This is a genomic window from Nonomuraea sp. NPDC052265 (assembly GCF_044547985.1).
Classification (GTDB): Bacteria; Actinomycetota; Actinomycetes; order Streptosporangiales; family Streptosporangiaceae; genus Nonomuraea.
The window spans coordinates 24,866-47,631 of record NZ_JBIUBJ010000002.1; the positions used below are offsets into that span (position 1 = coordinate 24,866).

Here is a 22,766-nt window from a genome sequence, read left to right on the forward strand (position 1 = left end):
GCCGGTCAGCCCTGGCCGCCGTCGCGGCGCGAGAAGCGGTTGAAGATGCGCTCGCCCGCGTTCACCGCCCCTTCGGCCACGTCGCGCAGCACGCCGATGAACGGGTCCTGCGACTGCGACCAGGAGGCGCGGTAGGACTCGGCCGCCGCCTTGATCTCGTCGGTCACCCGTGCGTTGGCGTCGTCCTCCCGGCGCGGGTAGTCGCCGCCGATGATGCGGTCGTACTCGCCGCTGCGCTGCCACTTGTCGAGCTCGGCCACGCGCACCACGGCGAACGGGTGGGTGGTGCCGAGCAGGTTGAGCACCTTGAGGAAACCGTCGCGCAGGTCGCCCGCGGTGTCGTACTCCTGGTACTGCTCCAGGAACGCCTCGATGTTCATCTCGTGGGTGTAGGCGCCGCCGGCGAGCTTCATCAGCGCGCGCTTGGCCGACTCGGGGTTCTGGGCGGTCAGCAGGCCGCCGCGGTCGGAGGAGAGCTCCGACTTGCGATACCACTCCTCCAGGCCCGCGACGATGGCGCGCAACCCGATGTAGCCGAGCGGGATCCAGGCGACGCGCGTGGCGAGGCGGGTGAGGATGTCGAGCATCGTCCGGTAGACCGCGTGACCCGACAGGATGTGCGAGGTCTCGTGGCCGATGACGAAGCGCTGCTCCTCCTCGTCCATGAGGTTGAGCAGGCCGGTGGTGACGACGATGAACGGGTCGTCGAAGCCGATGGCCTTGGCCTGGACCTGCGGGTCCTGCTGGACGTAGATCTCCGGGATGCGGTGCAGGTCGAGGGTGTAGGCGGCGTCGCGCCCCATGTCGTACAGCGCGCGGAACTGGGTCTCGCTGACGCGCACGGACGATGCCAGATACATCAGGCGAAGGCGGCGCTCACTTACAAGGCCGGACATCTGCTTAAGAACCGTGTCGAACCCACTCAACTTACGCAGAGCGACCAGGGCGGACCGGTCTGCGGGGTGTTCGTAGGCACGGGACGAGATGCCGGGCAGTTGGACGCGGTTGCGGTCCGGGGTGGTCGTCATGCCCGGCATGCTACGTCCGCAACGGATGGGATGCGCGGACATCACCAAGGGGGGTGCCATCATGTTCGGGTACCACGTCCACGTAAGGTCCGATTCATGATGAACACGCCTGGTATCCAGGGGAAGCGGCGGGTAGGTGTGATGGGTGGGACGTTCGATCCCATCCACCACGGCCACCTGGTCGCAGCAAGCGAGGTCGCCCATCACTTCGACCTCGACGAGGTCGTGTTCGTGCCGACCGGGCGGCCGTACCAGAAGTCCGGACGCGAGGTGTCGGCGCCCGAGGACCGCTATCTGATGACGGTCATCGCCACGGCCTCCAACCCGCGCTTCTCCGTGAGCAGGGTCGACGTGGACCGTCCCGGTCCCACCTTCACCATCGACACTTTGCGCGACATCTCCACCGTTTACGGCCCGCAGGCGGAGTTGTACTTCATCACCGGCGCCGACGCGCTCGGCGCCATCCTGGGCTGGCAGGACGCCGACGAACTGTTCGAGCTGGCGCACTTCGTGGGGTGCACCCGTCCTGGGCACACGTTGCACGACCCGGGGCTGCCCGAGGGCAGGGTGACCCTCCTGGAGATTCCCGCGCTGGCCATCTCCTCGTCGGAGTGCCGTCAGCGGGTGGCCAAGGGGGAGCCGATCTGGTATCTGGTGCCCGACGGAATCGTGCAGTACATCAACAAGCGGGGGCTGTATCACGGGGAAGGCTGAAGGTCTCCGTGCCGTGGGTGAGGGGTTTCGGCCTGGAAGGGTACCCTCGATATAGGGCATGCTGCCGACACAGGAGGACAGACCCGCATCGTGACCGCATCCGACAGATCCGTTCAGCTCGTCCAGATCGCCGCCGAGGCCGCGGCCGACAAGCTGGCCGATGACATCCTCGCCTATGACGTGAGCGAGCAGCTCGTCATCACCGACGCCTTCCTGCTCTGCTCAGCCACGAACGACCGCCAGGTCCGCGCCATCGTCGACGAGATCGAAGACAGGCTGCGCACCGAGGCCGACGCCAAGCCCGTGCGCCGCGAGGGCGAGCGCGAGGGCCGCTGGGTGCTGCTCGACTTCATCGACATCGTCGTGCACGTCCAGCATGAGGAAGACCGCACGTTCTACGCGCTCGAGCGCCTGTGGAAGGACTGCCCGGCCATCAGCCTGCCGGAGAGCGTCATGCTCGCCAACATGCAGCGGGCCCGCAGTTGAGCAGGCGGATCGTCTGCCTCCGCCACGGACAGACCCTGTGGAACGTGGAGCACCGCTTCCAGGGCCACTCCGACATCCCGCTCGACGAGACCGGCGTCGCGCAGGCGGCCAGGGCCGCCTCGCTGCTGGCCTCGCTGCGGCCCACCCTCATCGTCTCCTCCGACCTCCAGCGGGCCCATGACACGGCTCTGGCGCTCGGGCGGCTCGTAGGGCTCGACGTGAGCGTCGACAAGGACTTCCGCGAACGCGGCGGCGGCCAGTGGGAAGGGCTGACGCGTGACGAGATCGCCGCGCGCTGGCCCGAGGAGTACGTCGCCTGGGAGGCCCCCGACGGCGAACCCGTCTCGGAGGTCGCGGTCCGGGTGGCGGCCTCCATGCGCAAGTGGGCGTCCCAGCTCGGCGACGACGGGCTCCTGGTGGTCGCCTCGCACGGCGCCGCGCTGCGCCTCGGCATCTGCGAGCTGCTCGGCCTGCCCGAGCAGCTGTGGCCGACGCTGGGCGGGCTGGGCAACTGCTCCTGGTCGGTCCTGCAGGAGGGCCGCCAGGGCTGGCGGCTGCTCGAACACAACGCGGGCACCCTCCCCGAGCCCATCAGCAGCGACGACCGCCCTGACGCGGAGGTGTAGCCGACCGGCTCAGGCCGGCTGCGCGGGGCGGCGAGCGTCCTGCCGGGTGTGCTCCGGCAGCGTGATGGCGCTCGCGGCCTTCTCCGTCATCCGCCTGACCATGCCCTTGCCCGGCAGGTACGGCAGCATGCGCATCAGCTGGTTCCGCCGCCAGATCCGCGACCGCGTGCCCGGCACGAGGTATTTGTCGGCCCCCTGGGCCTGCTTCTGGCACACCTCGACGTACGGCCTCATCCGCCGTTCGTAGGCGTCGAAGGCGGCTGCGTGGTCGTCGGGGGCCGCGGCCAGCTCGGCGGCCAGCACGTACGCCCCGACCATCCCGAGCCCCGTGCCCATGCCGCCGGGGCCGGGGCGTACCCGGCGTCGCCGACCAGCGCCACCCGGCCGGACGACAGGCGGGGCAAAACGACCTGGGCGGCCTGCCAGAAGTAGAAGTCCTCGGCGCTGTCCATGGCCGCCAGCAGCGACGGGAGCTGCCAGCCCACTCCCCGGAACGCCTCGGCCACCAGCGCCCGCTGCGCCGCCTGGTCGCGGTGGTCGAGGTCGAGCGGGGGCGTGGCGAAGTCGAGCGCCGCCCTGGTCTGCCCGTTCGTCCTGACGATGGTCGCGCAGCGGCCCGGCACGTTGTGCATCAGGCCGTCGCGGTCCAGCCCGTACGTGCCGGGGACGGAGAAGACGGCGCCGTAGAAGCCGAGATGGCGCAGGGGGTGGCGGGGAAGGCCAGCTCCCGTACCTTGCTGCGGATGCCGTCCGCGCCCACGACCAGGTCGAACGTGCGGGGCGCGGCCCGTTCGAAGGTCTCGTGCACGCCGTCGGGGCGTTCGGTCATGGAGGTGATCGAGTCGCCGAGGAGGCGTTCGGCGGGGGCGGCCTCGTTCAGGATGCGGGTCAGGTCGTCGCGCAGGATCTCCACGTCGCCGCTGAACACCTCGGACGGCAGCCCGGCCAGCCGTCTGCCGTCGCCGTCGACGATGGCGATGTCGCCCATCCCGGTCCGGGCGGCCCTGATCGGGTCCAGCACGCCCATGCGCTTCAGGACCTCCAGTTGCGGGGCGCCGCGGAAGTCGACGGCCTGGCCGCCGGTGCGCAGGGCGGGGGCGCGTTCGACGACGGTCGGCCGGAATCCGTGGCGGGCCAGCCAGTGGGCGAGCGTGGGCCCGGCGACGCCGCCGCCGGAGATGAGTACTGCCTTCACGGTGGCCTCCTTTGGTAGTGCACTCTGTACGTTGTACGCGTACCGTAGGTTCGGGTTTTCGAGCAGGCAAGAGGGTCGCCCGGCGCACTAGTGCGGTGGTGAGGTGCCGACGGGTGTGCCGAGCCTGGTGCACTAGTGCTGGGAAAGGGGTGGCCGTGGAGCGGCCCGTCCATCTGCGGATCGCGGAGGAACTGCGCGATCGCATCGCCGCCGGCGAGCTGGCGCCGGGGGACAAGGTGCCTTCGACCCGGCAGATCATCCGGGAGTGGGGTGTGGCGATGGCCACCGCGACCAAGGCCCTGGGCAGGTTGCGCGAGGAAGGGCTCACGCGGGCCGTGCCGGGCGTCGGGACCGTCGTCGCCGGGCCCGTACGGCGGGCCGCCCATGACCTCACCAGGCAGCGCATCGTGCACCAGGCGATCGGGGTCGCCGACCGGGAGGGGCTGGCCGCCGTGTCGATGCGCCGCCTGGCCGCCGAGCTCGACGCCTCGGCCATGTCCCTGTACCGGCACGTGGCGGGCAAGGACGAGCTGATCCGGCTCATGACCGACGCGGCCTACGGTGAGGAGCCGCCCTCGGGGCAGCCGCCGCGTGGCTGGCGTCCGCAGCTCGAACTGGAGCTCAGGCAGCTGTGGCGGCTGCATCTGCGGCATCCGTGGCTGGCTCAGGCGGTCTCGCTGACCCGGCCGCAGTTCGTTCCCCATGGCATGGCGCACACCGAGCGGCTGCTGCGCGCCCTGGACGGGCTCGGCCTCGACGCCGGGACCATGCTGCACGCCGTCGTGTCGCTGGTGAACTTCATCCGGGGCACCGCCGTCAGTTTGGAGGCGGAGTTGCAGGCGCGCACCGAGACCGGGGTGACCGAGGACGAGTGGATGAGTGAGCACGAGGGGGAGCTGGGGGAGTTGTTCGCCTCCGGGGCCTTCCCCACGTTGGCCAGGGTGGTCACGGCGCCCGGGCTGGACCTGGATCTGGATTCCGTCTTCGAGTTCGGGCTGCGCAGGCAGCTCGACGGGCTGGCCGTGCTGGTGGCGCGGGCGCAGGGGGGACTGCGGTCGGGCGATTAGGCGAAAGGGCGCGGATGGCTATATGCTCTCGGAGCGCCGCAACGGGTGGACCCGAAGCGGTGACCAGGGGCTATGGCGCAGTTGGTAGCGCGCCTCCATGGCATGGAGGAGGTCTGGGGTTCGAATCCCCATAGCTCCACACAGATTCTTTCCCTGGTTCGAGTGGTTCGCCAGAGATGTGGCGGCGAGCACCGGCAAGGCGAAGGCCGATCCCGGAAGCTCGGCCCTCGAAACAGGTCCCAGGATGCGCGGTCAGGCGCAGGGGGCGTTGTTCAACCTGAAGGCGGCGGGTGAGCCGGTGTTGCCGCTGTGGGTCGCCTGGAAGCCGAACGACGCCGACGCGCCGGGCGCGATCGTGGCGTTGTAGGCGACGTTCCTGGCGGTGACCTGGCCGGTCGTGGGCGAGATCGTGGCGTTCCAGGCGGAGGTGACCGTCTGGCCCGTGGGCAGCGTGAAGCTCAGCGCCCACGAGGGCAGGGCCGTGGCGCCGGTGTTGGTGATCGTGACGGCGGCCGTCAGGCCCGTGTTCCAGGCGTTGGTGGTGTAGGAGACGCGGCAGGCGCCCGGCGGGTTCGGGCTCGTGGTCGGCGTCGGCGTCGGCGTCGGTGTCGGCGTGGGCGTCGGGGTCGGGGTCGGGGGCGGGCCGCCGGTGGTCAGGCCGAGGAAGGCGACGGCGAGCGCGGCCACGGCGATCACGGCGCCTGCCAGTCGAGCTCTCAGGTTCATCGGGTTCCTCTGGTTCGCCTGAAATATTGCGAGTATGGAAAGAAACTTTCGGTGTCGCAATGGCCGGACCTACGGCAGTGCGCTGACCTGCGCAGACCGGGAAGGGAGCGTGAAAGATTCCGTCAGGCGTAGCGCCGGGCCAGCTCCGCCGCCGCGGCGCCCAGGGCCTCGCGCAGCGCGGCCGGCGACAGCACCTCGGCGTCGGTGCCCAGTCGCAGGAACTCGCCGAGCGCGTGCTCCTCCGACTCGATCGGCACGGTGACCCGCGTCCAGCCGTCCGCGTCCGGCGGCTCGGCGGTCTCCCGCGCCGCCGCCGCGACGCCGGGCGTCATGAGGTCGGGCAGGCGTTCCAGGCCGCGCGGCGACAGCCGGACCACCGCCTCGCCGCGCCGCAGCCTGGCCTCGAACTCGGCCAGGTAACCCTCCCAGTACGCCGCCAGGTGGAAGCCCTCTGGCCTGGCGAACGTCCCGGGGAGCGCGTGCAGGTCGAGGATCTGGGAGACGCGGTAGGTGCGTACGTGCTCGCCGCAGCGCGCCACCAGGTACCACCGGCCCGCCTTGACCACCAGTCCGTACGGCTCCAGCAGCCGCTCCACCTCCTGCGGCGCCTTCCACCGCCGGTAGGTGACCTGGACGGGCCGCTCGTTCCACACGGCGTCGGCCACGGCGGGCAGGTAGGTGACCGGCTCGGCGTCCCGGTACCAGGAGGGCGCGTCGAGGTGGAAACGCTCCTGGATGCGGCCCGCGCGGTCGCGCAGCTCGACGGGGAGCGCGGCCATCAGCTTGAGCTGGGCCGCGGTCACCACCGCGCCGAGGCCCAGTTCGGCCGCCGGCCCAGGCAGCCCGGCCAGGAACAACGACTCGGCCTCGTCGGTGGTCAGCCCGGTGAGCCGGGTGCGGTAGCCGGCGAGGAGCTGGTAGCCGCCGTTGGGCCCGGCGTCGCCGTAGAGGGGGATGCCGGCGGCGTGCAGGGACTCCATGTCGCGGTAGATGGTGCGTACGGACACCTCCAGGCGCTCGGCCAGGTCGTGGGCCGTCATGCGCCCGCGCGTCTGCAACAGCAGGAGGATCGAGACGAGGCGGGAGGCGCGCACGGTCACTGACACTACATGTCAGTGACCCCGCCGTACGTTCGCCCTCATGAACGACTTCGATTTCTTCGCAGGCACCTGGGACGTCGTGAACCGCAGGCTCGTCAAGCCGCTGTCCGGCAGCGACGAATGGGACGAGTTCCCCGGCCGCTCGGTCGCGACCCGGCACTTCGACGGCGCTGCCAGCGTCGACGAGATCGCGTTCCCGACCAAGGGCTCGTACGGGATGACCGTGCGCGTCTATCATCCGGGGACGCGGCAGTGGTCGATCTACTGGGCCAGCAGCGCGAGCGGCACGCTGGACACCCGGCCCATGGTGGGCGCGTTCACCGGCGACCGGGGCGAGTTCTACGGCGAGGAGAGCCACGAGGGCCGGCCGGTGCGCTGCCGGTTCGTCTGGACCGTCGTCGACGAGCACCGGGCCAGGTGGGAGCAGGCCTTCTCGGCGGACGAGGGCGAGACCTGGGAGACCAACTGGACGATGGACTTCACCCGGGCGTCCTGACCGGCCCTCAGGACGCCTGGCCGCGCACCCACAGGACCGTGCCCACGGCCAGCACCGCGACCAGCAGCAGGAGCCCGCCCACCAGGATCACCCACCGCCAGGCCGACTTCGGGGGCGGCGTGGTCTCGTACAGGGGGACGTCGGGGAGCATGTCCGGCGTGTAGGGCAGGCTCTGCGTGTACGGCGCATCCGGAGGGCCCTGCGGGGGCAGGGAAGTCCGCTCCTGACGGGGGACGCGGTGCCTGACGGTCTGGTTCGGATCCGGCTGCTGCGGCTCTCGCTTCATGATCCCCTCAGACGCGGCTCTGGAGGTGGGTTACACCGACATTGTCATACTTGCCGGTGAAATGCCGTCCAGACGTCGGAAGGCTCAGTAACCGCTCTGATCGCCCCCGGGCGGAGGCTGCGGCGCCTGCCAACCGGCCTGGGGACCGGCCTGGTGACCCGGCTGGTGACCCGGCTGAGGGCCGGGCTGCGGGTACGGCTGGTGGTACGGCTGCTGGGGCTGCTGCCAGCCCGCCGGGGGCTGCTGCCGGCCGGGCCCCTGCGGCTGCGCCTGCCGCGGCGCGCTGCGGCGCGCGACGACGGCCCAGATCAGCAGCCCGATGCCGGCCAGGTGGAAGAGCGAGGAGATGAGGTACGCGAACGGCAGGACGGCCATCATGCTGCTGCCGTACGACTCGATCAGCGACTGCGTCAGCAGGCTCAGCACGAGGTTGATCAGCGCGCCGATCAGGAGCAGCCCGCATCCCGACATGCCGAGGGTGGCCGCGCGGCCCACGTGCCGCCGGTTCATCCCGATCACGACGATGCCCACGGCGATCAGCAGGACGGTCAGGAGGGTGGGGAGCAGATTCGTGAGCAGGGTGAGGAAACTCATTGGGCGACTCCAGCCAGAAGGGGACTCGGGCGACGTTACGGGGATCCGCGCAGTTCTGCCACCGCGCGGCTGATCGACCGCAGGTCCAGGCCGCCCTTGTAGCGGCGGCCGTTCAGGAACAGGGTGGGGGTGCCGCGTACGCCGCTCTCCTTGCCGGACGCCTCGTCGAGCGCGATGCGGGAGGCGTGCCCGGCCACGTTCGCCCAGGGGTCGACGTCGAGTTCGGCGGCGTAGTGTTCGAGGTCGGCGTCGGTGAGGAAGCGCTGGTTGTCGTAGAGGATGTCGTGCATCTCCCAGAACCGCCCCCGGTCGGCGGCGGCCTCGGCGACGATCGCGGCGGACGCGGCCCGGGGATGCAGCGTGCGGATCGGGAAATGCCGGAAGACGAGCCGTACGTCGGGGTTCCTCTGCAGGATCTCCGCCAGGACCGGGTGCAGGCGGCCGCAGTACGGGCACTCGAAGTCGCCGTACTCGACGATGGTCACCTTCGCGGTCGCCGGACCCCGTACGTGATCCTCCGGGCCGACCGGGACGGACAGCACGTCGGGCAGCTCCTCGTCGGGCTCGGCCTCGGGAGGCGCGCAGACGCTGCCCCGGTCCCAGGCCATCCGGAAGATCACCCACCCCATCGCGGCGGACAGCAGCGACCCGGCCAGGATGCCGATCTTGGCCTGGCTCTGGATGGCCGGGTCGTCGAAGGCCAGGTCGACGATGAACAGCGCCACCGTGAACCCGATCCCGGAGACCGCCGCGCCGCCCAGCAACTGCCCCCACACCAGGTTCCCCGGCAGGATGCCCCAGCCGAACCGCAGCGGCAGCCACGTGCCGAGCGAGATCCCGGCGAACTTCCCGAGCAGCAGCCCCAGTGCGATCCCCAGGGAGATCGGCGAGGTCAGCGCCGCCCGCAAGGTCTCGCCGTCGAGCCGCACCCCGGCGTTGGCCAGCGCGAACACCGGCACGATCACGTAGCTGCTCCAGGGGTGCAGGCGGAGCTGGAGCCGTTCGTTGACCGAGACGGCACGCTGCACGCGCCGGGTGGCCTCCCTGGCCGCCCGCGCGCTCGGCTCGGTGGTGAACTCCTGGACGGCCTCGCCCGCGAGCAGCAACTTCTGGTCGCTGGGGGCGTAGACGAAGACGAGGACGCCGAGAGCGATGCCGACCAGCGTCGGATGGATGCCGCTCTCCAGCGTCGCGACCCACAACCCGAACCCGAGCGCGATGTAGGCCGGCGCCCGCCAGATCTTCAGCCAGCGCAGCAGCACGATCGCCGCCAGCAGCACGACGGCCACGACGAGCGCGGTGAGCTGCAGGCCGGCCGTGTAGAAGATCGCGATGATCATGATGGCCAGCACGTCGTCCACGATGGCCAGGGTCAGCAGGAACGCCCGCAGCGGGTCGGGACAGCGCGCGCCGACGACGGCCAGCACGCCCAGCACGAACGCGGTGTCGGTGGCGATGGGCACACCCCACCCGCCCGCGCCGGGGCCGCCGAGATTGAGCGCGAGGTAGACCCCGGCGGGCACGAGCATCCCGCCGAGGGCGGCCACGGCCGGGACGGCGATCAGCCGCCGGTCCCTGAGCTGCCCGAGGCGCACCTCGTAGGAGACCTCCAGGCCGATGAGGAAGAAGAACACGCTCATCAGGCCGTCGTTGACCCAGTGGCGCAGGTCGAGGGAGAACACCGCGTCGCCGAACGAGATGCCCATGCGCAGGTGCCAGAACGACTCGTAGGTGCCGGCCCACGGCGAGTTGGCCCAGAGCATGGCCAGGGCGGTGGCCACGAGCAGCACGCTCGTGCTGCCCGCCTCGGTCTTGAAGAACGCCCGCAACATCGTCAGATCTCCCCCCGGAGATCCGATCCTAGAACCCCGCCCTGACAACGGCCGGAGCCCGCCCACCCGAACCGGCCCGGCGGGGCGTCCCCGCCGGGCCCGGGTGTCACAGGTTGCGGAGGTAGGCCAGGGACGGCGCGAAGAAGTACTCGCCGCCCTTCATCGTGATCGTCTGGGTGACCTGGGCCTGGAGGGACGACGGCTCGGCCCGGCCCCACACCTTCGGCCAGCTCACCTTGACGTCGCGGGCTCCCTGCCCGATGACCGGGTCGTGGCCGGTCGCCGGGTTCTCGAAGTCCTCGTTGTTCGCCCAGCTCTGCTGCGTGAACTCGAACTGGGCGAGCAGGCTGCTGTTGAACGCCATGAACAGCAGGCCGACCTCACCGCTCGGGCGGGTCCGGGGCGGGGAGCCGTCCCAGGGGTCGTCGGTGCGGTCGCCGTACGTCTGGCCCCGGCGGGCCATGAGGACCTCGCGGCCGAACGATCGCGGGTTCGTCTTCCTGATGTGCCCGCTGAAGGGGCACTTCGAGCCCGGGTCGTCATCGAAGGTGAAGTCGTTGGCCACCGGGCCGCCGCCCGGCTTCGGCCTCAGCGTGACGGGGGTGCCGTCCTTGAAGCGGCCGACGAGCATGGCGCCCGCGCGGTCGCGGTCGGCGCCGTGCAGGCCGAGGGCGTCGGCCAGGTCCTGTTCGATCTCCTTGAACGCCCGTACGTTCTGCTCCAGCTTCCTGAAGACCAGGTAGCTGCCGAAATGCCGCTCCGGGTGCGGGGCGAAGGGGTCGGCGACCAGGATGTTGGAGAGCGGGAAGGCGGGGTCCCAGTGCTCCTTCGGCTCCTTGTCCACCTCGTCCTTCACGAACAGCGGCTGGCTGCGGCCGTCCACGTACCCGAAGTGCTCGATGCCGTCGCCGGCCGGGTTGCGCATGCCGTGGCCGGTCTCCTCGCCGAGCAGCCGCGCGCTTGCGGGCAGCTCGCCCAGGATCTCCTCGCGCAGCTCCTCGACCCGGTCCTGCCGGGCGTCCCCGATGAGGATGACGGCGTGGATCTCCCGCTGGTAGGCGGGCTCCCACTCCGCCACCGGCGGGTCGTCCACCTCGGCGACGCGCCGCTTCATGCCGTCGCGGAACGCCTTGTCGCCGAACTTGCGCACGTCCTCGACGGAGTGGCCGAGGTCGCGGTAGCCGGCCTTGCTGATGCCGATGCCGACGTACGGTGTGCCGCGCCGGCCGTTCGCGCCGAAGTCGCGCACCTCCTCAAGGTGCCGGCGCGCCGACTTCATCTTCGTGACGGCGATGTGCCGCAGGAACGCCTTTCCCGCGGCGACGTCGTTGAATCTGACGAACAGCACGGACAGGTGCTCGCGCACGTGTGCGCGGAGAATGTTGGGCTGGAGATTGTCCAGCATCTCCTTGGTGTCCGCGTCGAGCGTGGCCGAGTCCCAGGCCAGGGGTTGTGCGTTGTTCAGGTCGACAGTCATTGTCGCCGAATCCTTTCCCCGTTTCGAAATGATCCGGGCCCCCTGCTTCTGTACGACTCCCGGGAATGCGAGAAAGTTTCCGGTCGATCAGGTGGGTTCGATTTCCCGATCAAACCCGGCGGACCGTACATAATGACCGGATGAAGAACCGGGGCTGGGGACGTTCCAGCGGCACCCGCGACACGCTGCTGCGCGCGGCCCGCGAGGTCTTCCTGGCCAGGGGGTACGCCGAGGCCACGGTCGCCGACATCGTCGAGACGTCGGGCATCAGCGTCGGCAGCCTGTACCACCATTTCGGCGGCAAGCCGGGCCTGTTCCTCGCCCTTTGGGAGCAGTTCATGCGCGGCCAGGAGGAACGCACCTCCCGCGCGGCCAAGGCCACCGCGGGCGCCGGTGAGGAACGGTTCCTGGCCGGCGCCCGCGCCTACCTGGAGGGCTCGTGGGAGCAGCGCGACGTGGCCAGGCTGTTCCTGGAGAACGACGGCCCGGCCGAGTTCACCACGTTACGCAGGCAGCGCGGCTGGGAGTGGATCGGCGGCAACAAGCGGCTGCTCGGCCTGGCGGACACGCCGGAGGGCAACGTGCTGGTGGCCCTGCTGACCACCGTGATGGGCGAGGCCGGGCGCGGGGTGGCGGCCTGCGAGTCCGACGAGGACGCCCGGGTGACGATCGACGAGGTGATCCGGATCGTCCGGCGCATGCTGGCTACCACGGGCGGCGTACCGCGGCCTTCTCCCTGAGGACGATTCCGCCGGGCCCCGGCGATGCGAGCGTGTGCCCCATGGACCCACTGCGCAAAGCCCTCGGCGCGCTCTCGCTGGCCCACGCGCTGATCTTCTTCGGGGCCGCGCTGCTGCACGCGGGCATCCCGCTCGGTCCGCTGTCCCAGCCGGTCGTGCCGCCCGCGGTGATCGTGGAGACGCTGTGCGCCCTGGGCCTGCTGGCCGGCGGCCACGGCGCCCTGTCCCGCCGCCCGTGGGCCTGGGACGGCCTGGTCTACACCCACGCGGGGGCGCTGGGCGGCGTGCTGATCGGCATCCTGGCGCTGGCCCTGCGCCCGTCGGCGGCCACGACGCTGAGCACCTGGTTCCACGACACGATGGCGGTCCTGCTGGCCGCCGGCCTGGCGGGGGCCTTCTACGCCTCCAGGTCGCGCAGGTAGCCGGCCGCCTCGGGAAGCTGGTCCTCGGTGAACACGCGGACGCCGTGCGCTTCGAGCAGGGCGGTGGTCACCCCCTGGCCGGGCACCCGCCGTCCGCCGAAGGTGCCGTCGTAGACCGAAAGGGCTCCGCACGAGGGGCTGCCCTCCTTGAGCACGGCCAGCCGGATCCCGGCCGAGCGGGCGGCCTCCAGCGCGGCCCGCGCCCCCGCCACGAACTCGGCCGTCACGTCGGACCCGTCGCTCGCCAGCACGCGCGCGGCGCCGGACAACACGGCCGCCCCGCCCGCGCCGCCCTCGATCTCGGCCGCCGGGCGCGGGACGGGCAGCCCGCCCGTCACCTCGGGGCAGACCACCACCAGCCGACCCTCCTCCCGCCAGCGCGCGAGCAGGGCGTCGGCGCTGGTCTTCGCGCCGCCGTCGTAGCGGACGCGGCGGCCCATCAGGCAGGCGCTGACGAGGATTCTCTGCACGTCCCCGATCCTATGAGCGCGATCGGCACCAGCGAGACGGCCGCCAGGACGACCGCGCAGCCGAACGCGTACGCGAACGGCCGCTCCACAGTCGTCGGCCTTCGACGGGCTCGGGGTCGACCGGCTGCGGGCCTGGCTCTGTCTGGCGGCGTTGTTCAACGACTACATGACGGGGTTCGTGGTCAGGGAGGCGCTGGAGCGGGGGCAGCCCCGGCAGAGCGGCGAGTTCCCCAGGCCGGGGCCGACGACAACTTCGAGCGCGGCCTGTCGTGAGTGCTGGACGGAATCGAGGGCGACCTGCACGGGCGCTAACCTGTGTCCCGATGAACACCACCGTCGCCACGATCGTCATCGTCGGCTCACTGCTGCTCATGCTGGCCAGCCTGGTCGTCGCCGTCCGCGACCGGCCCATGGGCATGGTCCTGCTGGTCGGCTTCGCCGTGCTGGAGGTGGCGATCCTGGTGCAGGCCGGGTTCGTGATCGCGGCGGTGTCGGGCGGCGAGGGGCCGCCGGAGAAGGCCACGCTGTTCGGGTACATCGGCGGCCAGGTGCTGATCCCGCCCGCCGGGGTGTTCCTCGCGCTGGCCGAGCGCAGCCGGTGGGGGACGGCGATCCTGGTCGTGGCCGGGTTCGCGATCGCGGTGATGAACGCGCGGTTGCTGCAGATCTGGCAGGGCGTGGCGTGACCGCCCCGATCGGCACCGGCCCCGGGCGCGCGCTGGTCGCCGTCTACGGGCTGTTCTCGCTGGCGGCGGGGGCGCGCGCGGCCGTGCAGATCGCCACCAGGTTCGGCGAGGCGCCGCTGGCCTACGCGCTGTCGGCCTTCGCCGCGCTGGTCTACGTCGTGCTCACCGTCGCCCTCGTGCGCGGCGCCCGCCGCCTCGCGCTCGGCGCGCTCGTCATCGAGCTGGCCGGCGTGCTGCTGATCGGCACCGCGAGCCTGGTCGACCCGGCGGCTTTCCCCGACGCCACAGTGTGGTCGTCGTACGGCAAGGGCTACTTGTTCATCCCCCTCGTGCTGCCCTTCGTGGGCCTCTACTGGCTGCTGCGCAGGCGTTAACGCCGGGCCTGGGCGGGCAGGGACAGACCCCATGAGCACGATCGAGCACTCAGTAGACGTCAACGTCCCGATCCGCGTGGCCTACAACCAGTGGACCCAGTTCGAGAGCTTTCCCGAGTTCATGGAGGGCGTGGAGTCCGTCAAGCAGGTCTCCGACACGCTCACCGAATGGGTGGTCGAGATCGCCGGGGTCCGCCGCGAGTTCCAGGCCGAGATCACCGAGCAGCACCCCGACGAGCGCGTCGCCTGGCGTGGCACGGACTCGCCGCACCACGCGGGCGTCGTCACCTTCCACCGCATCGACGCCGACACCACCAAGGTCACCCTCCAGATGGAGTACGACCCCGAGGGCGTCGTCGAGACCGTCGGCGACGCGCTGCAGATCGTCCGGCTGCGCATCAGGAACGACATGGAGCGGTTCAAGTCGTTCATCGAGTCGCGCGGCGGCGAGACGGGCGGCTGGCGCGGCGACGTCCCCGGCGCCCACCAGTACGAGCACGAGCACGGCTCCACGTACGGCGACAGCGGCGCGCCGGTCCCGCCCGGCACCGTCGGCGGCGGCGACTACCCGCCCGGCGGCACCCTGCCGCCTCCCGGGCCGGTTCCCCCACGCAACCAGCCCCCGGAGGGCCCGAGCCCGGTCCTGTAGGACGGGATCTCCCCTGAGATCATCAGCCCCCGCCCCGGGGGCTTTCTCATGTCCAGGAATAAAGGGACATTTCGGTCCTGTTAAGGTGGTGATTCGTCCCATGATTTGATGAGTGGAGGACCTTCCCAGCATGAGCGTGCTCGCCCAAGAGGCCCGCGGCAGAACAGGCAGAACCGCCCCCCTGGCCTGGCTTCTCGTGCTGGGGATCGTTCTGGCGGCGCTGAACCTGCGCACGGCCGTCACCAGCGTAGGACCGCTGCTCGACCAGCTCGCCGGGGCCCTCGGCATGAGCAGCGTCGGCACCGGCCTGCTCACCACGCTGCCCGTGCTGGCCTTCGCCGGCGTCGGCGCGGTCACCCCGACGCTGGCCCGGCGGATCGGCGAGCACCGGCTGCTGCTGCTGGCGCTGGTCACGCTCGGCACCGGCATGCTGGTCAGGTCGCTGGTGGGGTCGGCCCCGGTGTTCCTGCTGAGCAGCGCGGTCGCGCTGTCCGGCGGCGCCGTCGGCAACGTGCTCATCCCGACGCTGATCAAGCGTCACTTCCCCGGGCGTACCGGGATCATGACCACCGTCTACACCACGGCCCTGGCGGCGGGCACCATGCTGGCCGCCGCCGCGACCGTGCCGATCGAGCGCGCGTCGGGGGACTGGCACATCGCGCTCGGCGTGTGGGCGGCCCTGGCCGCCGTGGCCGCCATTCCGTGGCTTGCGCTGCTGCGCAGTGAGCCGGAGCGGGACACGGGCAGCCGGGACGCGGGCATCTCGACCCTGCTCAGGAGCAGGCTCGCCTGGATGGTGGCGGTCTACTTCGGCACCCAGTCGATGATCGCCTACATCATGTTCGGGTGGCTGGCCACGATCCTCACCGACAGCGGATTCACCTCCTCGCAGGCCGGGCTCGTCCTCGGCGTGTTCACCGCCCTGAACATCCCGGTCTCGATCCTGGTGCCCACGATCGCCGCGCGCTTCCGCGACCAGCGGCCGGTCGTCGTGGGGCTGGTCGTGTTCTACACGATCGGTTTCCTCGGGTTGTGGTTCGCGCCCGCCTCGACCGCCATGGTGTGGGTGGTGTTCGTGGCGGTCGGCATGGGGTCGTTCCCGCTGGCGCTGGTGATGCTGGGGCTGCGCACCCGTACGCCGGAGAGCACGGCCGCGCTGTCGGCCTTCGGGCAGAGCGCCGGATATCTCATCGCCGGCGCCGGCCCGCTGCTGGTCGGGGTGATCTACCAGATGACCGGCGGCTGGGCGCTGACGTACGTGCTGATCTTCGGAGTGCTCGTCGTCCAGCTCTTCACCGGCCTGTACGCCGGCCGTGACCGCTATCTGGAGGACGAGCGCGCCCCTGCCACAATGACCAGGTGAGATCCACTGTCGTCACCTTCCCCAACGGCCACCTCAGCGGCCGTTCCCCGATTGTCGGGGCCGTGCCGGTGGGGGACCGGCACGGTCTCGTCACCGCCGAGACGCCGTTCCATCCCCTTGACCACACCTGGCCCGACCAGCCCGCCGATCGGGGGACGCTCGGCGGGCTGCCGGTCGTCGACTGCGTGACAGGGGCCCAGTCGAACGACGGCGAGGTCTTCGTCGGTGAGTCCATCCCGGTCCGGCGGGGCACCGAGGGCTGGGAGTGGCTGGTCGTCCACGTCACGGACACCCCGCTGCCCGTCGGCACCGAGGTGGCCCTGGAGGTGGACGCCGACCACCGGGCGGCGCTCTCGGCCGGCCACACCGCCTGCCACCTGGCCGCGCTGGCGCTCAACGCGGCGCTCGCGGACCGGTGGCGCAAGGAGGTGCGGCTGGACCGGCTCGGCCATCCCGACTTCGACCAGACGGCGATCACCTCCTCGCGCATCCTGCCGCACGGCAGCGTGGACGAATACCGCCTGGGCAAGTCGCTGCGCAAGAAGGGCTTCTCCGCCGACGACCTGGACCTGACCGAGCTGGCCCGGCAGGTGAACGAGCGGCTCAGGACGTGGGTGGCGGCCCGTGCGCCGGTCCGGCTCGACGTGCCGGGGCCGGGTCTGACCGCGTTGCGCACCTGGCACTGCTCGCTGCCCGAGGGAGAGGTGTCGATCCCGTGCGGCGGCACGCACGTGCGCGACACGGCGGAGCTGGGCACGGTCGAGGTGGCGTTCTCGCTGGAGGAAGCCGCCCTGACCATGCGCACCACCTGCGGCTGACCCCACAAGGGAGGCCCTGACCGTGCTGACGACCTCGCCTGGGCGTGGCCCCGGCCGCGCGCGGCTCCCCGGTAGACGACGATCTCGTGCTCGACCCCGGCCTCGGTCGGCGCGTCCCCGAACTCCGTCACCTGCTCGGCCGGGATGCCCTCGTCGACCTGGCCGAACGGCTCTGAGGCGTCAGCATGTGTTGACAAGCGGGCGGCTGTCAGCACATGCTGACACCATGGACGTCACCGAACTGGCCGAGGCGGCATCCGACCGCGACCCCGGAACGGGGCTGGCGGCGGTGGCCGCGCTCAGGGGCCTGCTGGAGGAGCTGGAGGCCGTCCACGTCACCAACGCCCGCGCGGCGGGGTGGTCGTGGGAGCAGATCGCCGGCGCGCTGGGGGTCCGGCGGCAGTCCGCCCATCGCAAGCACGCCCGCAGAACGGGGAGGTAGCAGGTGTTCGACAGGTTCACAGAAGGCGCCCGCCGGGCGGTGATCCGGGCCGGGATCCTCGCGCTCGACGCCCACCGCGACACGCTCGACGCCGACCTCCTCCTGCTGGGGGTGGCCGAGGTGCGGCCGTTCTCGCTGTCGTCGTTCACCGCCTCCGGCGCCGACCTGCGGGCCCGGATCGACCTGGGCGACGCGCGGGCGCTGCTGGCCACCCTCGGCATCGACCTCGACGAGGTGCACCGCCGCACCAGGGCCGGGACGGACGCGCCCGAGCGATGGGTCCTGCGCAGGTCCCGGCTGCGCCCGCTGCGCGTGACCCTCGACGGCCCGCTGGGCGGAATCCCGCTGGCCGTGCACGCCAGGAAGGCGATCGAAGTGGCCATGTGGAAGCCCGGACCGGTCACCGGCGAACGGCTGTTGTGGGGCCTGCTGGCCGACGGCGCGAACGGCGCCGGCCGCCTGCTGCGCGAGGCCGGGGTGGACGTGCCCGCGCTGGCCGGGGAGGCGGGCATCCCGTCTTGCCGCGCCGCCTGACGCGTGCCCTTGAGGGCGGGCCGGAGAGCGCCTCCGGTCCGCCGGGGCGCGGGATCCGGCGTGACGCGAGGGCTCCGGAAGTCCGATACACTTGGTGATCGCAAGGGGCTATGGCGCAGTTGGTAGCGCGCCTCCATGGCATGGAGGAGGTCTGGGGTTCGAATCCCCATAGCTCCACAGAATCACCAGGTGGCGTCCTCAGGGGCGCCACCTTTCTTCGTGTCCCCGACGGGCGGGCGGTCTTCGTGGTACGGCCGCACCCGGCGGGGCCGGTGCCCGTCCTGCTGCTGTGGTGGTCGGTGGGCGGTCCGGTGCTCGACGCCTTCCGCGCCTGCTTCGCCTCCTGAAGGGGTCAGGCCGCGGCCGGTGCGGTGCGGGCGCGACGGGTCAGGGCCCAGGCCGACAGCAGATGGATCGCGGCGGCGGTCGTGCCGCCCACGGCCATGCCCGGCTGACCCTGCGCGAGCCCGATCGCGACGTCGGCCACCTGCACCACCCCGGACGTGACCAGCAGCGGCACCAGCGCCGGCCTGCCCTTCGCCGTCATGGCCCACAGGAGGGCGGCGCCGAGGGGGAGTGCGCGGGCGGCGTAGGCCTGGGCGTACAGGGAGACGCCGCCGGAGACCTCGGCGCCGGCGGGCAGGATGATCGCGGGGTCCACCAGGGCGAGCACGCCGGAGACCATGGCGCCGGCGGCGGCGACGACGTTGAGGGCGACGAGGGGCTTGTTCATGATATTTCTCCACTCGAATCGTTCACATTCTGAATGATATATGGACGGTACCATCGAGGATGTGGACGAAGTCAAGCCGGTGTCGGTGGCGGGGACGATGGCCTTCAGGATCGGGACGCTCGGGGCGATCCTGACCGAGCGGTTCGCCGCCGCGCTGGTCCCGCTCGATCTCAAGCCCAAGCACGTCGGGCTGATGACCCTCCTGGAGGCGCGCGGCCCGGCCTCGCAGCTCGACGTCGCCAGGACCATGGGCGTCGCGCCGAGCCTGGTGGTGACGCTGGCCGACCACCTCGAACGGCTCGGCGCGATCTCACGGGTGCGCGACACCGGCGACCGGCGGCGTCAGCTCCTCGACCTCACCGGCGAGGGGCGGGCGCTGCTGGACCGGTGCCTGGAGGCGGCGCTGGAACTGGACGCGGAGCTGACCGGCGGGCTCGGCCCGCGGGACCGGGCCGTGCTCGCCAAGGCCCTCGGCACGCTGGCCGCCCAGGCCGGGCTGCCGATCTAGCCGGTCTGGTCGGTCTGGCCGGTCTGGTCGGTCTGGTCGGTCTGGTCGGTCTGGTCGGTTCGGGCAGTCCTGGGTGGCTCAGCCGTTGCGGGCGGTGTGCCGGGTCAGGGCGGCGTGTTCGCGGCGGATGTGGGCCCAGGCCTGGTCGACGTGGCGGCGTTCGGACGCGGGGCCGCCGATGGCCATGCGGAGCACCGTCCGGTCGCCGATCCTGGTGTGCGTGAGGTAGAGGGCGCCGCCCGCGTTCAGGGTCTCCATCAGGCGCAGCGTGGCCGCGTCGGCGTCGGCGGGTGGCAGGCCGGGCCAGTGGGGGCGGAAGCAGACCAGGCCGAGCGGGTGCGGCTCGTGCAGCTCGAAGGCGGGGTCGGCGGCGATCCGGGCGGCCAGGTCCTGGGCCAAGGAGACGCCCTTGCGGATGTGGGCGCGCAGGCCCTCGGCGCCGTACCAGCGGATCACCGACCACAGCTTCAGGGCCCTGAAACGGCGGCCCAGCGGGATCTGCCAGTCGCGGTAGTCGACCACCGAGCCGGCCGAGGTGGCGGCGTTGCGCAGGTATTCGGGCAGGATCGACAGCGCGCCGAGCAAGGGGGCGCGGTCGGCCGTCCACAACACGGTGCAGTCGAAGTTGGTCAGCAGCCATTTGTGCGGGTTGGTGGAGTAGGTGTCGGCGTACTCGGCCACGCCGTCGTTGAGCCGGCGGAACTCCGGGCAGACGGCGGCGACCCCGGCGTAGGCGGCGTCCACGTGCAGCCACACGCCGTGCTCGCGGCACACCTCGCCGATCTCGGGCACCGGGTCGACGGCGGCCGAGGAGGTGGTGCCGACCGTGGCGCAGACCATGGCGGGCACCGCGCCGTCCGCCTTGTCGGCCGCGATCAGCTCGCGCAGACGTCCGGGGTCCATGGCCAGCGTACGGGGGTTCACGTCGACCACCCGTACGCCGTCCGAGCCCAGGCCGGCGACGCGGGCGGCCTTCTCCAGCGAGGAGTGCGTCTGGGACGAGACATAGATCGTGTACCGCTCGGCGATCCCCGTACGCCCGGCCCGGCCGCCGCTCGCCCGGTGCAGCGCGGCCAGCAGCGCGACCAGGCAGGCGCTGGACGCCGAGTCCTGGATCACGCCGCCGCCGCGCGCGTCGGTCCTGAAGTGGGCGGGCAGGCCGAGCAGGCTCGCCAGCCAGTCCACCACCACGGTCTCCAGCTCGGTGCAGGCCGGGCTGGTGACCCACAACATGCCCTGCACGCCGAGGCCGCTGGAGAGCAGGTCGCCGAGGATGGCGGGGCCGCTGGCGTTGGAGGGGTAGTAGGCGAAGAAGGCGGGGTGCTGCCAGTGGGTGATCCCGGGCAGCAGGATCGTGTTCAGGTCGTCCAGGACGGCCTCGAACGGCTCGCCGTGCTCGGGCGGCTCCGCGGGCAACGCGCGGCGGATCTCTCCCGGCTCGGCCCGCGACCGCACCGGACGGGACTCGATGCCCGCCATGTAGTCGGCGATCCAGTCGACGACCTGCCTGCCGTGGCGGCGGAACTCCTCCGGGCTCATATGGGCGTTCATGCCTACAGATCATCATCCGGCGGGCGTCCCGGGAAGACGGGAACGGGCCGGAGGCCGCGCGCCTCCGGCCCGTCGTTCCGGCGGGGGGTCAGCGCCCGCTGAGTGTCTTGCGCCAGTGGAAGCCGCCGGGCAGATTGACCGACAGCGTACGGCGGCCGTCGGCGGTGCGCGTCACCCTGAACAGCCGGTTGCCCCAGCTGTGTCCAACGCCGCCGCGGGACAGGTTCAGCCGGACCGGGCCCAGCTTGATCGTCTTGCGGTAGCTCCAGCTCATCGGACTCCTCCGTCGAGGTCGTGAGAGCCCGTCAACTACCCGGGAAAGCCTGATATATCGGGGATTTCGGCGCTCAGGATGCTTCCGTCCGTGGACGCCCAGGTCAGGGCCTCGACAAGGGCTTCGAGGGCGGCGGGGTAGGCGCCTTCGGAGGGGGCGGCGTACCCGATGAGCAGGCCGCCGGGGCCGGGCGTCTGGCGCAGCGGGGTCAGGCCGCGCAGGGCGATGCCGCGCTGTTCACAGGCCGCGAGCAGGGTGGACTCCGGCGGGCCGTCCGGCGGGAGCAGCAGCAGGGCGCGCAGGCCGGCGGCCACGCCGGGCAGGCGCGCCCCGGGCAGCGGCGCGGCCGGTCCCGGGCCGAGCCGCGACAGCAGCAGGTCGCGGCGGCGACGGTAGCGCAGCCGGGCGGCGCGGACGTGCCGGTCGTAGGCGTGCTCGTCGATCAACCGCGCCAGGACGAGCTGGCCCGGCACCTCGGTGTGCGCGTCGGCGTGCAGCTTGGCCTCGGCGACCGGGCCCACGAGGGCGGGCGGGAGCGCCATCCAGCCCAGGCGCAGCGCCGGGGAGAGCGACTCGGAGGTGGTGCCGCAGTAGACGACCTGGTCGGGGGCCGTGCCCTGGAGGGCGCCCACGGGACGGCGGTCGTAGCGGAACTCGCCGTCGTAGTCGTCCTCGATGACCGGGCCGCCCCACTCGCGCAGCAGGCGGCGGCGGGCTGAGGTCAGGGGGACGCCGGTCGGGTACTGGTGGGCCGGGGTGAGCACGGCGGCGGCCACCCCGGACGTGAGGTCGCCGGTACGGGCGCCCTGCTCGTCCACCGGGAGGGGGACGATCGTGCGGCCGGCGCGGCGCAGGACCTCGCGGTAGAAGTCGTGGCCCGGGTCCTCCATGGCGATCGGGCCCGCGCCGAGCACGTCCGCCAGCAGGTTGAGCGACTGGACCAAGCCCGTGGTGACGACGATCCGGTCGGGGGTGGTGCGTACGCCCCGGGTCCTGCCCAGGTAGCCGGCCAGCGCGGTCCGCAGCTCGATCCGGCCACGGGGGTCGCAGGGGCCGAAGACCTCGGCGGGGGCGGTGGCCAGCACGTGGCGGGTGGCCCGCAGCCAGGCCCGCGCGGGGAACGCGGACACGTCGGGCTGCCCGGGACGCAGATCGTGCACCGGACGCGCAACCGCGATGGGGGAGTGGACCGGCGCGGGCGCGGCGGGGGTGGGGGAGCGGATCAGTGCGGGCGCGGCGGGGGTGCGGATCGGCGCGGGGGCGGGTGGGAAGGTGTCGGCGACCTCGGTGCCCGAGCCCGGGCGGGTGGTCAGGTAGCCCTCCTCGGCGAGCTGGTCGTAGGCGGCGCTCACCGTGCCGCGCGCCAGGCCCAGCCCGGCCGCGAGCGCGCGGGTCGAGGGCAGGCGGGTGCCGGGCGGAAGCCGCCCGTCGCGTACGGCGGCGCGCAGCGCGTCCTCGACGGCCCGCCGCCGCCCGAGGGCGGGATCGAGCTCCAGATGCAGGTCCACCCCGCCACTGGCCCAATGTTTCGGCACGAAACCGGATCTTACGACTGGTCCGGTGGACGGCTACCGT

At 71.8% G+C, this 22,766-nt stretch carries 30 protein-coding genes and 2 tRNA genes; 17 read left to right on the forward strand and 15 right to left on the reverse strand.

Annotated features, from left to right (window positions below; translation table 11 throughout):
* Positions 1 to 5 precede the first annotated feature (5 nt).
* Positions 6 to 1,037 (reverse strand): M48 family metallopeptidase, encoded by a 1,032-nt coding sequence (locus tag ACIHAD_RS05130; protein ID WP_397353078.1) that lies wholly within the window; start codon positions 1,035 to 1,037, stop codon positions 6 to 8.
* An 87-nt stretch (positions 1,038 to 1,124) separates the two neighbouring features.
* On the opposite strand from ACIHAD_RS05130, the gene nadD reads away from it, so the two are divergent.
* From nadD to ACIHAD_RS05145, 3 genes are all read left to right on the forward strand, one after another.
* A complete protein-coding gene (nadD, locus tag ACIHAD_RS05135; RefSeq protein WP_397353079.1) occupies positions 1,125 to 1,742 on the forward strand; it encodes a nicotinate-nucleotide adenylyltransferase in 618 nt (205 codons plus the stop codon).
* 90 nt (positions 1,743 to 1,832) lie between these two features.
* Positions 1,833 to 2,228: a ribosome silencing factor gene (rsfS, locus tag ACIHAD_RS05140; RefSeq protein WP_357698897.1), complete on the forward strand. Its 396-nt coding sequence runs from the start codon at positions 1,833 to 1,835 to the stop codon at positions 2,226 to 2,228.
* Positions 2,225 to 2,854, forward strand: a complete 630-nt coding sequence (locus ACIHAD_RS05145; protein ID WP_397353080.1) for a histidine phosphatase family protein — start codon at positions 2,225 to 2,227, stop codon at positions 2,852 to 2,854. Before rsfS ends, ACIHAD_RS05145 begins: the two co-directional genes overlap by 4 nt.
* Before the next feature lie 9 nt (positions 2,855 to 2,863).
* Here ACIHAD_RS05145 and ACIHAD_RS05150 read toward each other — a convergent pair whose 3' ends face one another.
* Genes ACIHAD_RS05150 through ACIHAD_RS05160 form a run of 3 tightly spaced genes read right to left on the reverse strand, consistent with a single transcriptional unit; the run spans position 2,864 to position 4,049 of the window.
* Complete coding sequence (locus tag ACIHAD_RS05150) at positions 2,864 to 3,088, reverse strand: hypothetical protein (RefSeq protein ID WP_397353081.1); 225 nt, start codon at positions 3,086 to 3,088, stop codon at positions 2,864 to 2,866.
* The gene (locus tag ACIHAD_RS05155) at positions 3,085 to 3,486 is read right to left on the reverse strand and encodes a hypothetical protein (RefSeq protein ID WP_397353082.1); all 402 of its coding nucleotides are present in this window, start codon (positions 3,484 to 3,486) and stop codon (positions 3,085 to 3,087) included. Before ACIHAD_RS05155 ends, ACIHAD_RS05150 begins: the two co-directional genes overlap by 4 nt.
* Positions 3,486 to 4,049 carry an FAD-dependent monooxygenase gene (locus ACIHAD_RS05160; RefSeq protein WP_397353083.1) on the reverse strand — a complete coding sequence of 188 codons (564 nt, stop codon included), beginning with the start codon at positions 4,047 to 4,049 and terminating at the stop codon, positions 3,486 to 3,488. Before ACIHAD_RS05160 ends, ACIHAD_RS05155 begins: the two co-directional genes overlap by 1 nt.
* A 155-nt stretch (positions 4,050 to 4,204) precedes the next feature.
* Between ACIHAD_RS05160 and ACIHAD_RS05165 the strand changes: the two genes are divergently transcribed.
* The gene (locus ACIHAD_RS05165) at positions 4,205 to 5,116 is read left to right on the forward strand and encodes a TetR/AcrR family transcriptional regulator C-terminal domain-containing protein (RefSeq protein ID WP_397353084.1); all 912 of its coding nucleotides are present in this window, start codon (positions 4,205 to 4,207) and stop codon (positions 5,114 to 5,116) included.
* A gap of 66 nt (positions 5,117 to 5,182) precedes the next feature.
* Positions 5,183 to 5,255 (forward strand) — tRNA-Ala (locus ACIHAD_RS05170).
* A gap of 113 nt (positions 5,256 to 5,368) precedes the next feature.
* Here the strand turns inward: ACIHAD_RS05170 and ACIHAD_RS05175 are convergent.
* The gene (locus tag ACIHAD_RS05175) at positions 5,369 to 5,842 is read right to left on the reverse strand and encodes a cellulose binding domain-containing protein (RefSeq protein ID WP_397353085.1); all 474 of its coding nucleotides are present in this window, start codon (positions 5,840 to 5,842) and stop codon (positions 5,369 to 5,371) included.
* Positions 5,843 to 5,964: 122 nt separating this feature from the next.
* Complete coding sequence (locus ACIHAD_RS05180; protein WP_397353086.1) at positions 5,965 to 6,936, reverse strand: helix-turn-helix transcriptional regulator; 972 nt, start codon at positions 6,934 to 6,936, stop codon at positions 5,965 to 5,967.
* A gap of 46 nt (positions 6,937 to 6,982) precedes the next feature.
* On the opposite strand from ACIHAD_RS05180, the gene ACIHAD_RS05185 reads away from it, so the two are divergent.
* Positions 6,983 to 7,438: a hypothetical protein gene (locus ACIHAD_RS05185; protein WP_397353087.1), complete on the forward strand. Its 456-nt coding sequence runs from the start codon at positions 6,983 to 6,985 to the stop codon at positions 7,436 to 7,438.
* Between the two features lie 7 nt (positions 7,439 to 7,445).
* On the opposite strand, the gene ACIHAD_RS05190 is transcribed toward ACIHAD_RS05185, so the two are convergent.
* The 4 genes from ACIHAD_RS05190 to ACIHAD_RS05205 form a co-directional block, all read right to left on the reverse strand.
* Positions 7,446 to 7,724, reverse strand: coding sequence for a hypothetical protein (locus tag ACIHAD_RS05190; RefSeq protein WP_397353088.1), 279 nt, complete (start codon positions 7,722 to 7,724; stop codon positions 7,446 to 7,448).
* 84 nt (positions 7,725 to 7,808) lie between these two features.
* Positions 7,809 to 8,318 (reverse strand): hypothetical protein, encoded by a 510-nt coding sequence (locus ACIHAD_RS05195; RefSeq protein ID WP_397353089.1) that lies wholly within the window; start codon positions 8,316 to 8,318, stop codon positions 7,809 to 7,811.
* A 35-nt stretch (positions 8,319 to 8,353) separates the two neighbouring features.
* Positions 8,354 to 10,150 carry a Na+/H+ antiporter NhaA gene (nhaA, locus tag ACIHAD_RS05200; protein WP_397353091.1) on the reverse strand — a complete coding sequence of 599 codons (1,797 nt, stop codon included), beginning with the start codon at positions 10,148 to 10,150 and terminating at the stop codon, positions 8,354 to 8,356.
* Positions 10,151 to 10,256: 106 nt separating this feature from the next.
* Positions 10,257 to 11,627, reverse strand: a complete 1,371-nt coding sequence (locus tag ACIHAD_RS05205; protein ID WP_397353092.1) for a Dyp-type peroxidase — start codon at positions 11,625 to 11,627, stop codon at positions 10,257 to 10,259.
* Between the two features lie 140 nt (positions 11,628 to 11,767).
* Between ACIHAD_RS05205 and ACIHAD_RS05210 the strand changes: the two genes are divergently transcribed.
* Both ACIHAD_RS05210 and ACIHAD_RS05215 read left to right on the forward strand, forming a co-directional pair.
* On the forward strand, positions 11,768 to 12,367 hold the full coding sequence (locus ACIHAD_RS05210; RefSeq protein ID WP_397353093.1) for a TetR/AcrR family transcriptional regulator: 600 nt from the start codon (positions 11,768 to 11,770) through the stop codon (positions 12,365 to 12,367).
* Between the two features lie 41 nt (positions 12,368 to 12,408).
* Positions 12,409 to 12,789, forward strand: coding sequence for a hypothetical protein (locus ACIHAD_RS05215; protein WP_397353094.1), 381 nt, complete (start codon positions 12,409 to 12,411; stop codon positions 12,787 to 12,789).
* Here ACIHAD_RS05215 and ACIHAD_RS05220 read toward each other — a convergent pair.
* The gene (locus ACIHAD_RS05220) at positions 12,765 to 13,259 is read right to left on the reverse strand and encodes a DUF523 domain-containing protein (RefSeq protein ID WP_397353095.1); all 495 of its coding nucleotides are present in this window, start codon (positions 13,257 to 13,259) and stop codon (positions 12,765 to 12,767) included. The genes ACIHAD_RS05215 and ACIHAD_RS05220 overlap by 25 nt on opposite strands.
* Positions 13,260 to 13,582: 323 nt before the next feature.
* On the opposite strand from ACIHAD_RS05220, the gene ACIHAD_RS05225 reads away from it, so the two are divergent.
* The 8 genes from ACIHAD_RS05225 (at position 13,583) to ACIHAD_RS05260 (ending at position 18,302) form a co-directional block, all read left to right on the forward strand.
* Positions 13,583 to 13,945, forward strand: a complete 363-nt coding sequence (locus ACIHAD_RS05225) for a hypothetical protein (protein WP_358284006.1) — start codon at positions 13,583 to 13,585, stop codon at positions 13,943 to 13,945.
* Entirely contained in the window at positions 13,942 to 14,319 is a 378-nt protein-coding gene (locus tag ACIHAD_RS05230) for a hypothetical protein (protein ID WP_397353096.1), read from the forward strand. The genes ACIHAD_RS05225 and ACIHAD_RS05230 overlap by 4 nt, the downstream gene beginning before the upstream one ends.
* A 31-nt stretch (positions 14,320 to 14,350) precedes the next feature.
* On the forward strand, positions 14,351 to 14,968 hold the full coding sequence (locus ACIHAD_RS05235; RefSeq protein ID WP_397353097.1) for an SRPBCC family protein: 618 nt from the start codon (positions 14,351 to 14,353) through the stop codon (positions 14,966 to 14,968).
* Positions 14,969 to 15,080: 112 nt separating this feature from the next.
* Positions 15,081 to 16,331, forward strand: coding sequence for a CynX/NimT family MFS transporter (locus ACIHAD_RS05240; RefSeq protein WP_397353098.1), 1,251 nt, complete (start codon positions 15,081 to 15,083; stop codon positions 16,329 to 16,331).
* A complete protein-coding gene (locus ACIHAD_RS05245; RefSeq protein WP_397353099.1) occupies positions 16,328 to 17,149 on the forward strand; it encodes a metal-dependent hydrolase in 822 nt (273 codons plus the stop codon). The genes ACIHAD_RS05240 and ACIHAD_RS05245 overlap by 4 nt, the downstream gene beginning before the upstream one ends.
* 226 nt (positions 17,150 to 17,375) lie before the next feature.
* The gene (locus ACIHAD_RS05250) at positions 17,376 to 17,591 is read left to right on the forward strand and encodes a helix-turn-helix domain-containing protein (protein WP_397353100.1); all 216 of its coding nucleotides are present in this window, start codon (positions 17,376 to 17,378) and stop codon (positions 17,589 to 17,591) included.
* Between the two features lie 3 nt (positions 17,592 to 17,594).
* Positions 17,595 to 18,125: a Clp protease N-terminal domain-containing protein gene (locus tag ACIHAD_RS05255; RefSeq protein ID WP_397353101.1), complete on the forward strand. Its 531-nt coding sequence runs from the start codon at positions 17,595 to 17,597 to the stop codon at positions 18,123 to 18,125.
* A 104-nt stretch (positions 18,126 to 18,229) separates the two neighbouring features.
* Positions 18,230 to 18,302, forward strand: a tRNA-Ala gene (locus ACIHAD_RS05260).
* A gap of 175 nt (positions 18,303 to 18,477) precedes the next feature.
* Here the strand turns inward: ACIHAD_RS05260 and ACIHAD_RS05265 are convergent.
* Positions 18,478 to 18,858 carry a hypothetical protein gene (locus ACIHAD_RS05265; protein ID WP_397353102.1) on the reverse strand — a complete coding sequence of 127 codons (381 nt, stop codon included), beginning with the start codon at positions 18,856 to 18,858 and terminating at the stop codon, positions 18,478 to 18,480.
* A gap of 61 nt (positions 18,859 to 18,919) precedes the next feature.
* Here ACIHAD_RS05265 and ACIHAD_RS05270 point away from each other — a divergent pair, with 61 nt between their 5' ends.
* Positions 18,920 to 19,366, forward strand: a complete 447-nt coding sequence (locus ACIHAD_RS05270; RefSeq protein ID WP_397353103.1) for a MarR family winged helix-turn-helix transcriptional regulator — start codon at positions 18,920 to 18,922, stop codon at positions 19,364 to 19,366.
* Positions 19,367 to 19,444: 78 nt separating this feature from the next.
* Here the strand turns inward: ACIHAD_RS05270 and ACIHAD_RS05275 are convergent, their stop codons facing one another.
* From ACIHAD_RS05275 to ACIHAD_RS05285, 3 genes are all read right to left on the reverse strand, one after another.
* Entirely contained in the window at positions 19,445 to 20,917 is a 1,473-nt protein-coding gene (locus tag ACIHAD_RS05275; protein ID WP_397353104.1) for a pyridoxal-dependent decarboxylase, read from the reverse strand.
* A gap of 88 nt (positions 20,918 to 21,005) precedes the next feature.
* Positions 21,006 to 21,191, reverse strand: a complete 186-nt coding sequence (locus tag ACIHAD_RS05280) for a DUF4236 domain-containing protein (RefSeq protein ID WP_352326433.1) — start codon at positions 21,189 to 21,191, stop codon at positions 21,006 to 21,008.
* A gap of 35 nt (positions 21,192 to 21,226) precedes the next feature.
* Entirely contained in the window at positions 21,227 to 22,726 is a 1,500-nt protein-coding gene (locus tag ACIHAD_RS05285; RefSeq protein ID WP_397353105.1) for a PLP-dependent aminotransferase family protein, read from the reverse strand.
* Between the last annotated feature and the right edge of the window lie 40 nt (positions 22,727 to 22,766).

Excerpts from the sequence above, each read along its gene's own strand:
- ACIHAD_RS05130 (WP_397353078.1), bottom strand. The coding sequence starts at position 1,037 with ATGCCGGGCATGACGACCACCCCGGACCGCAACCGCGTCCAACTGCCC.
- nadD (WP_397353079.1), top strand. The coding sequence starts at position 1,125 with ATGATGAACACGCCTGGTATCCAGGGGAAGCGGCGGGTAGGTGTGATG.
- ACIHAD_RS05150 (WP_397353081.1), bottom strand. The coding sequence starts at position 3,088 with ATGAGGCCGTACGTCGAGGTGTGCCAGAAGCAGGCCCAGGGGGCCGAC.
- ACIHAD_RS05155 (WP_397353082.1), bottom strand. The coding sequence starts at position 3,486 with ATGCACAACGTGCCGGGCCGCTGCGCGACCATCGTCAGGACGAACGGG.
- ACIHAD_RS05175 (WP_397353085.1), bottom strand. The coding sequence starts at position 5,842 with ATGAACCTGAGAGCTCGACTGGCAGGCGCCGTGATCGCCGTGGCCGCG.
- ACIHAD_RS05185 (WP_397353087.1), top strand. The coding sequence starts at position 6,983 with ATGAACGACTTCGATTTCTTCGCAGGCACCTGGGACGTCGTGAACCGC.
- ACIHAD_RS05190 (WP_397353088.1), bottom strand. The coding sequence starts at position 7,724 with ATGAAGCGAGAGCCGCAGCAGCCGGATCCGAACCAGACCGTCAGGCAC.
- ACIHAD_RS05195 (WP_397353089.1), bottom strand. The coding sequence starts at position 8,318 with ATGAGTTTCCTCACCCTGCTCACGAATCTGCTCCCCACCCTCCTGACC.
- nhaA (WP_397353091.1), bottom strand. The coding sequence starts at position 10,150 with ATGTTGCGGGCGTTCTTCAAGACCGAGGCGGGCAGCACGAGCGTGCTG.
- ACIHAD_RS05205 (WP_397353092.1), bottom strand. The coding sequence starts at position 11,627 with ATGACTGTCGACCTGAACAACGCACAACCCCTGGCCTGGGACTCGGCC.
- ACIHAD_RS05210 (WP_397353093.1), top strand. The coding sequence starts at position 11,768 with ATGAAGAACCGGGGCTGGGGACGTTCCAGCGGCACCCGCGACACGCTG.
- ACIHAD_RS05215 (WP_397353094.1), top strand. The coding sequence starts at position 12,409 with ATGGACCCACTGCGCAAAGCCCTCGGCGCGCTCTCGCTGGCCCACGCG.
- ACIHAD_RS05225 (WP_358284006.1), top strand. The coding sequence starts at position 13,583 with ATGAACACCACCGTCGCCACGATCGTCATCGTCGGCTCACTGCTGCTC.
- ACIHAD_RS05235 (WP_397353097.1), top strand. The coding sequence starts at position 14,351 with ATGAGCACGATCGAGCACTCAGTAGACGTCAACGTCCCGATCCGCGTG.
- ACIHAD_RS05250 (WP_397353100.1), top strand. The coding sequence starts at position 17,376 with ATGGACGTCACCGAACTGGCCGAGGCGGCATCCGACCGCGACCCCGGA.
- ACIHAD_RS05265 (WP_397353102.1), bottom strand. The coding sequence starts at position 18,858 with ATGAACAAGCCCCTCGTCGCCCTCAACGTCGTCGCCGCCGCCGGCGCC.
- ACIHAD_RS05275 (WP_397353104.1), bottom strand. The coding sequence starts at position 20,917 with ATGAACGCCCATATGAGCCCGGAGGAGTTCCGCCGCCACGGCAGGCAG.
- ACIHAD_RS05280 (WP_352326433.1), bottom strand. The coding sequence starts at position 21,191 with ATGAGCTGGAGCTACCGCAAGACGATCAAGCTGGGCCCGGTCCGGCTG.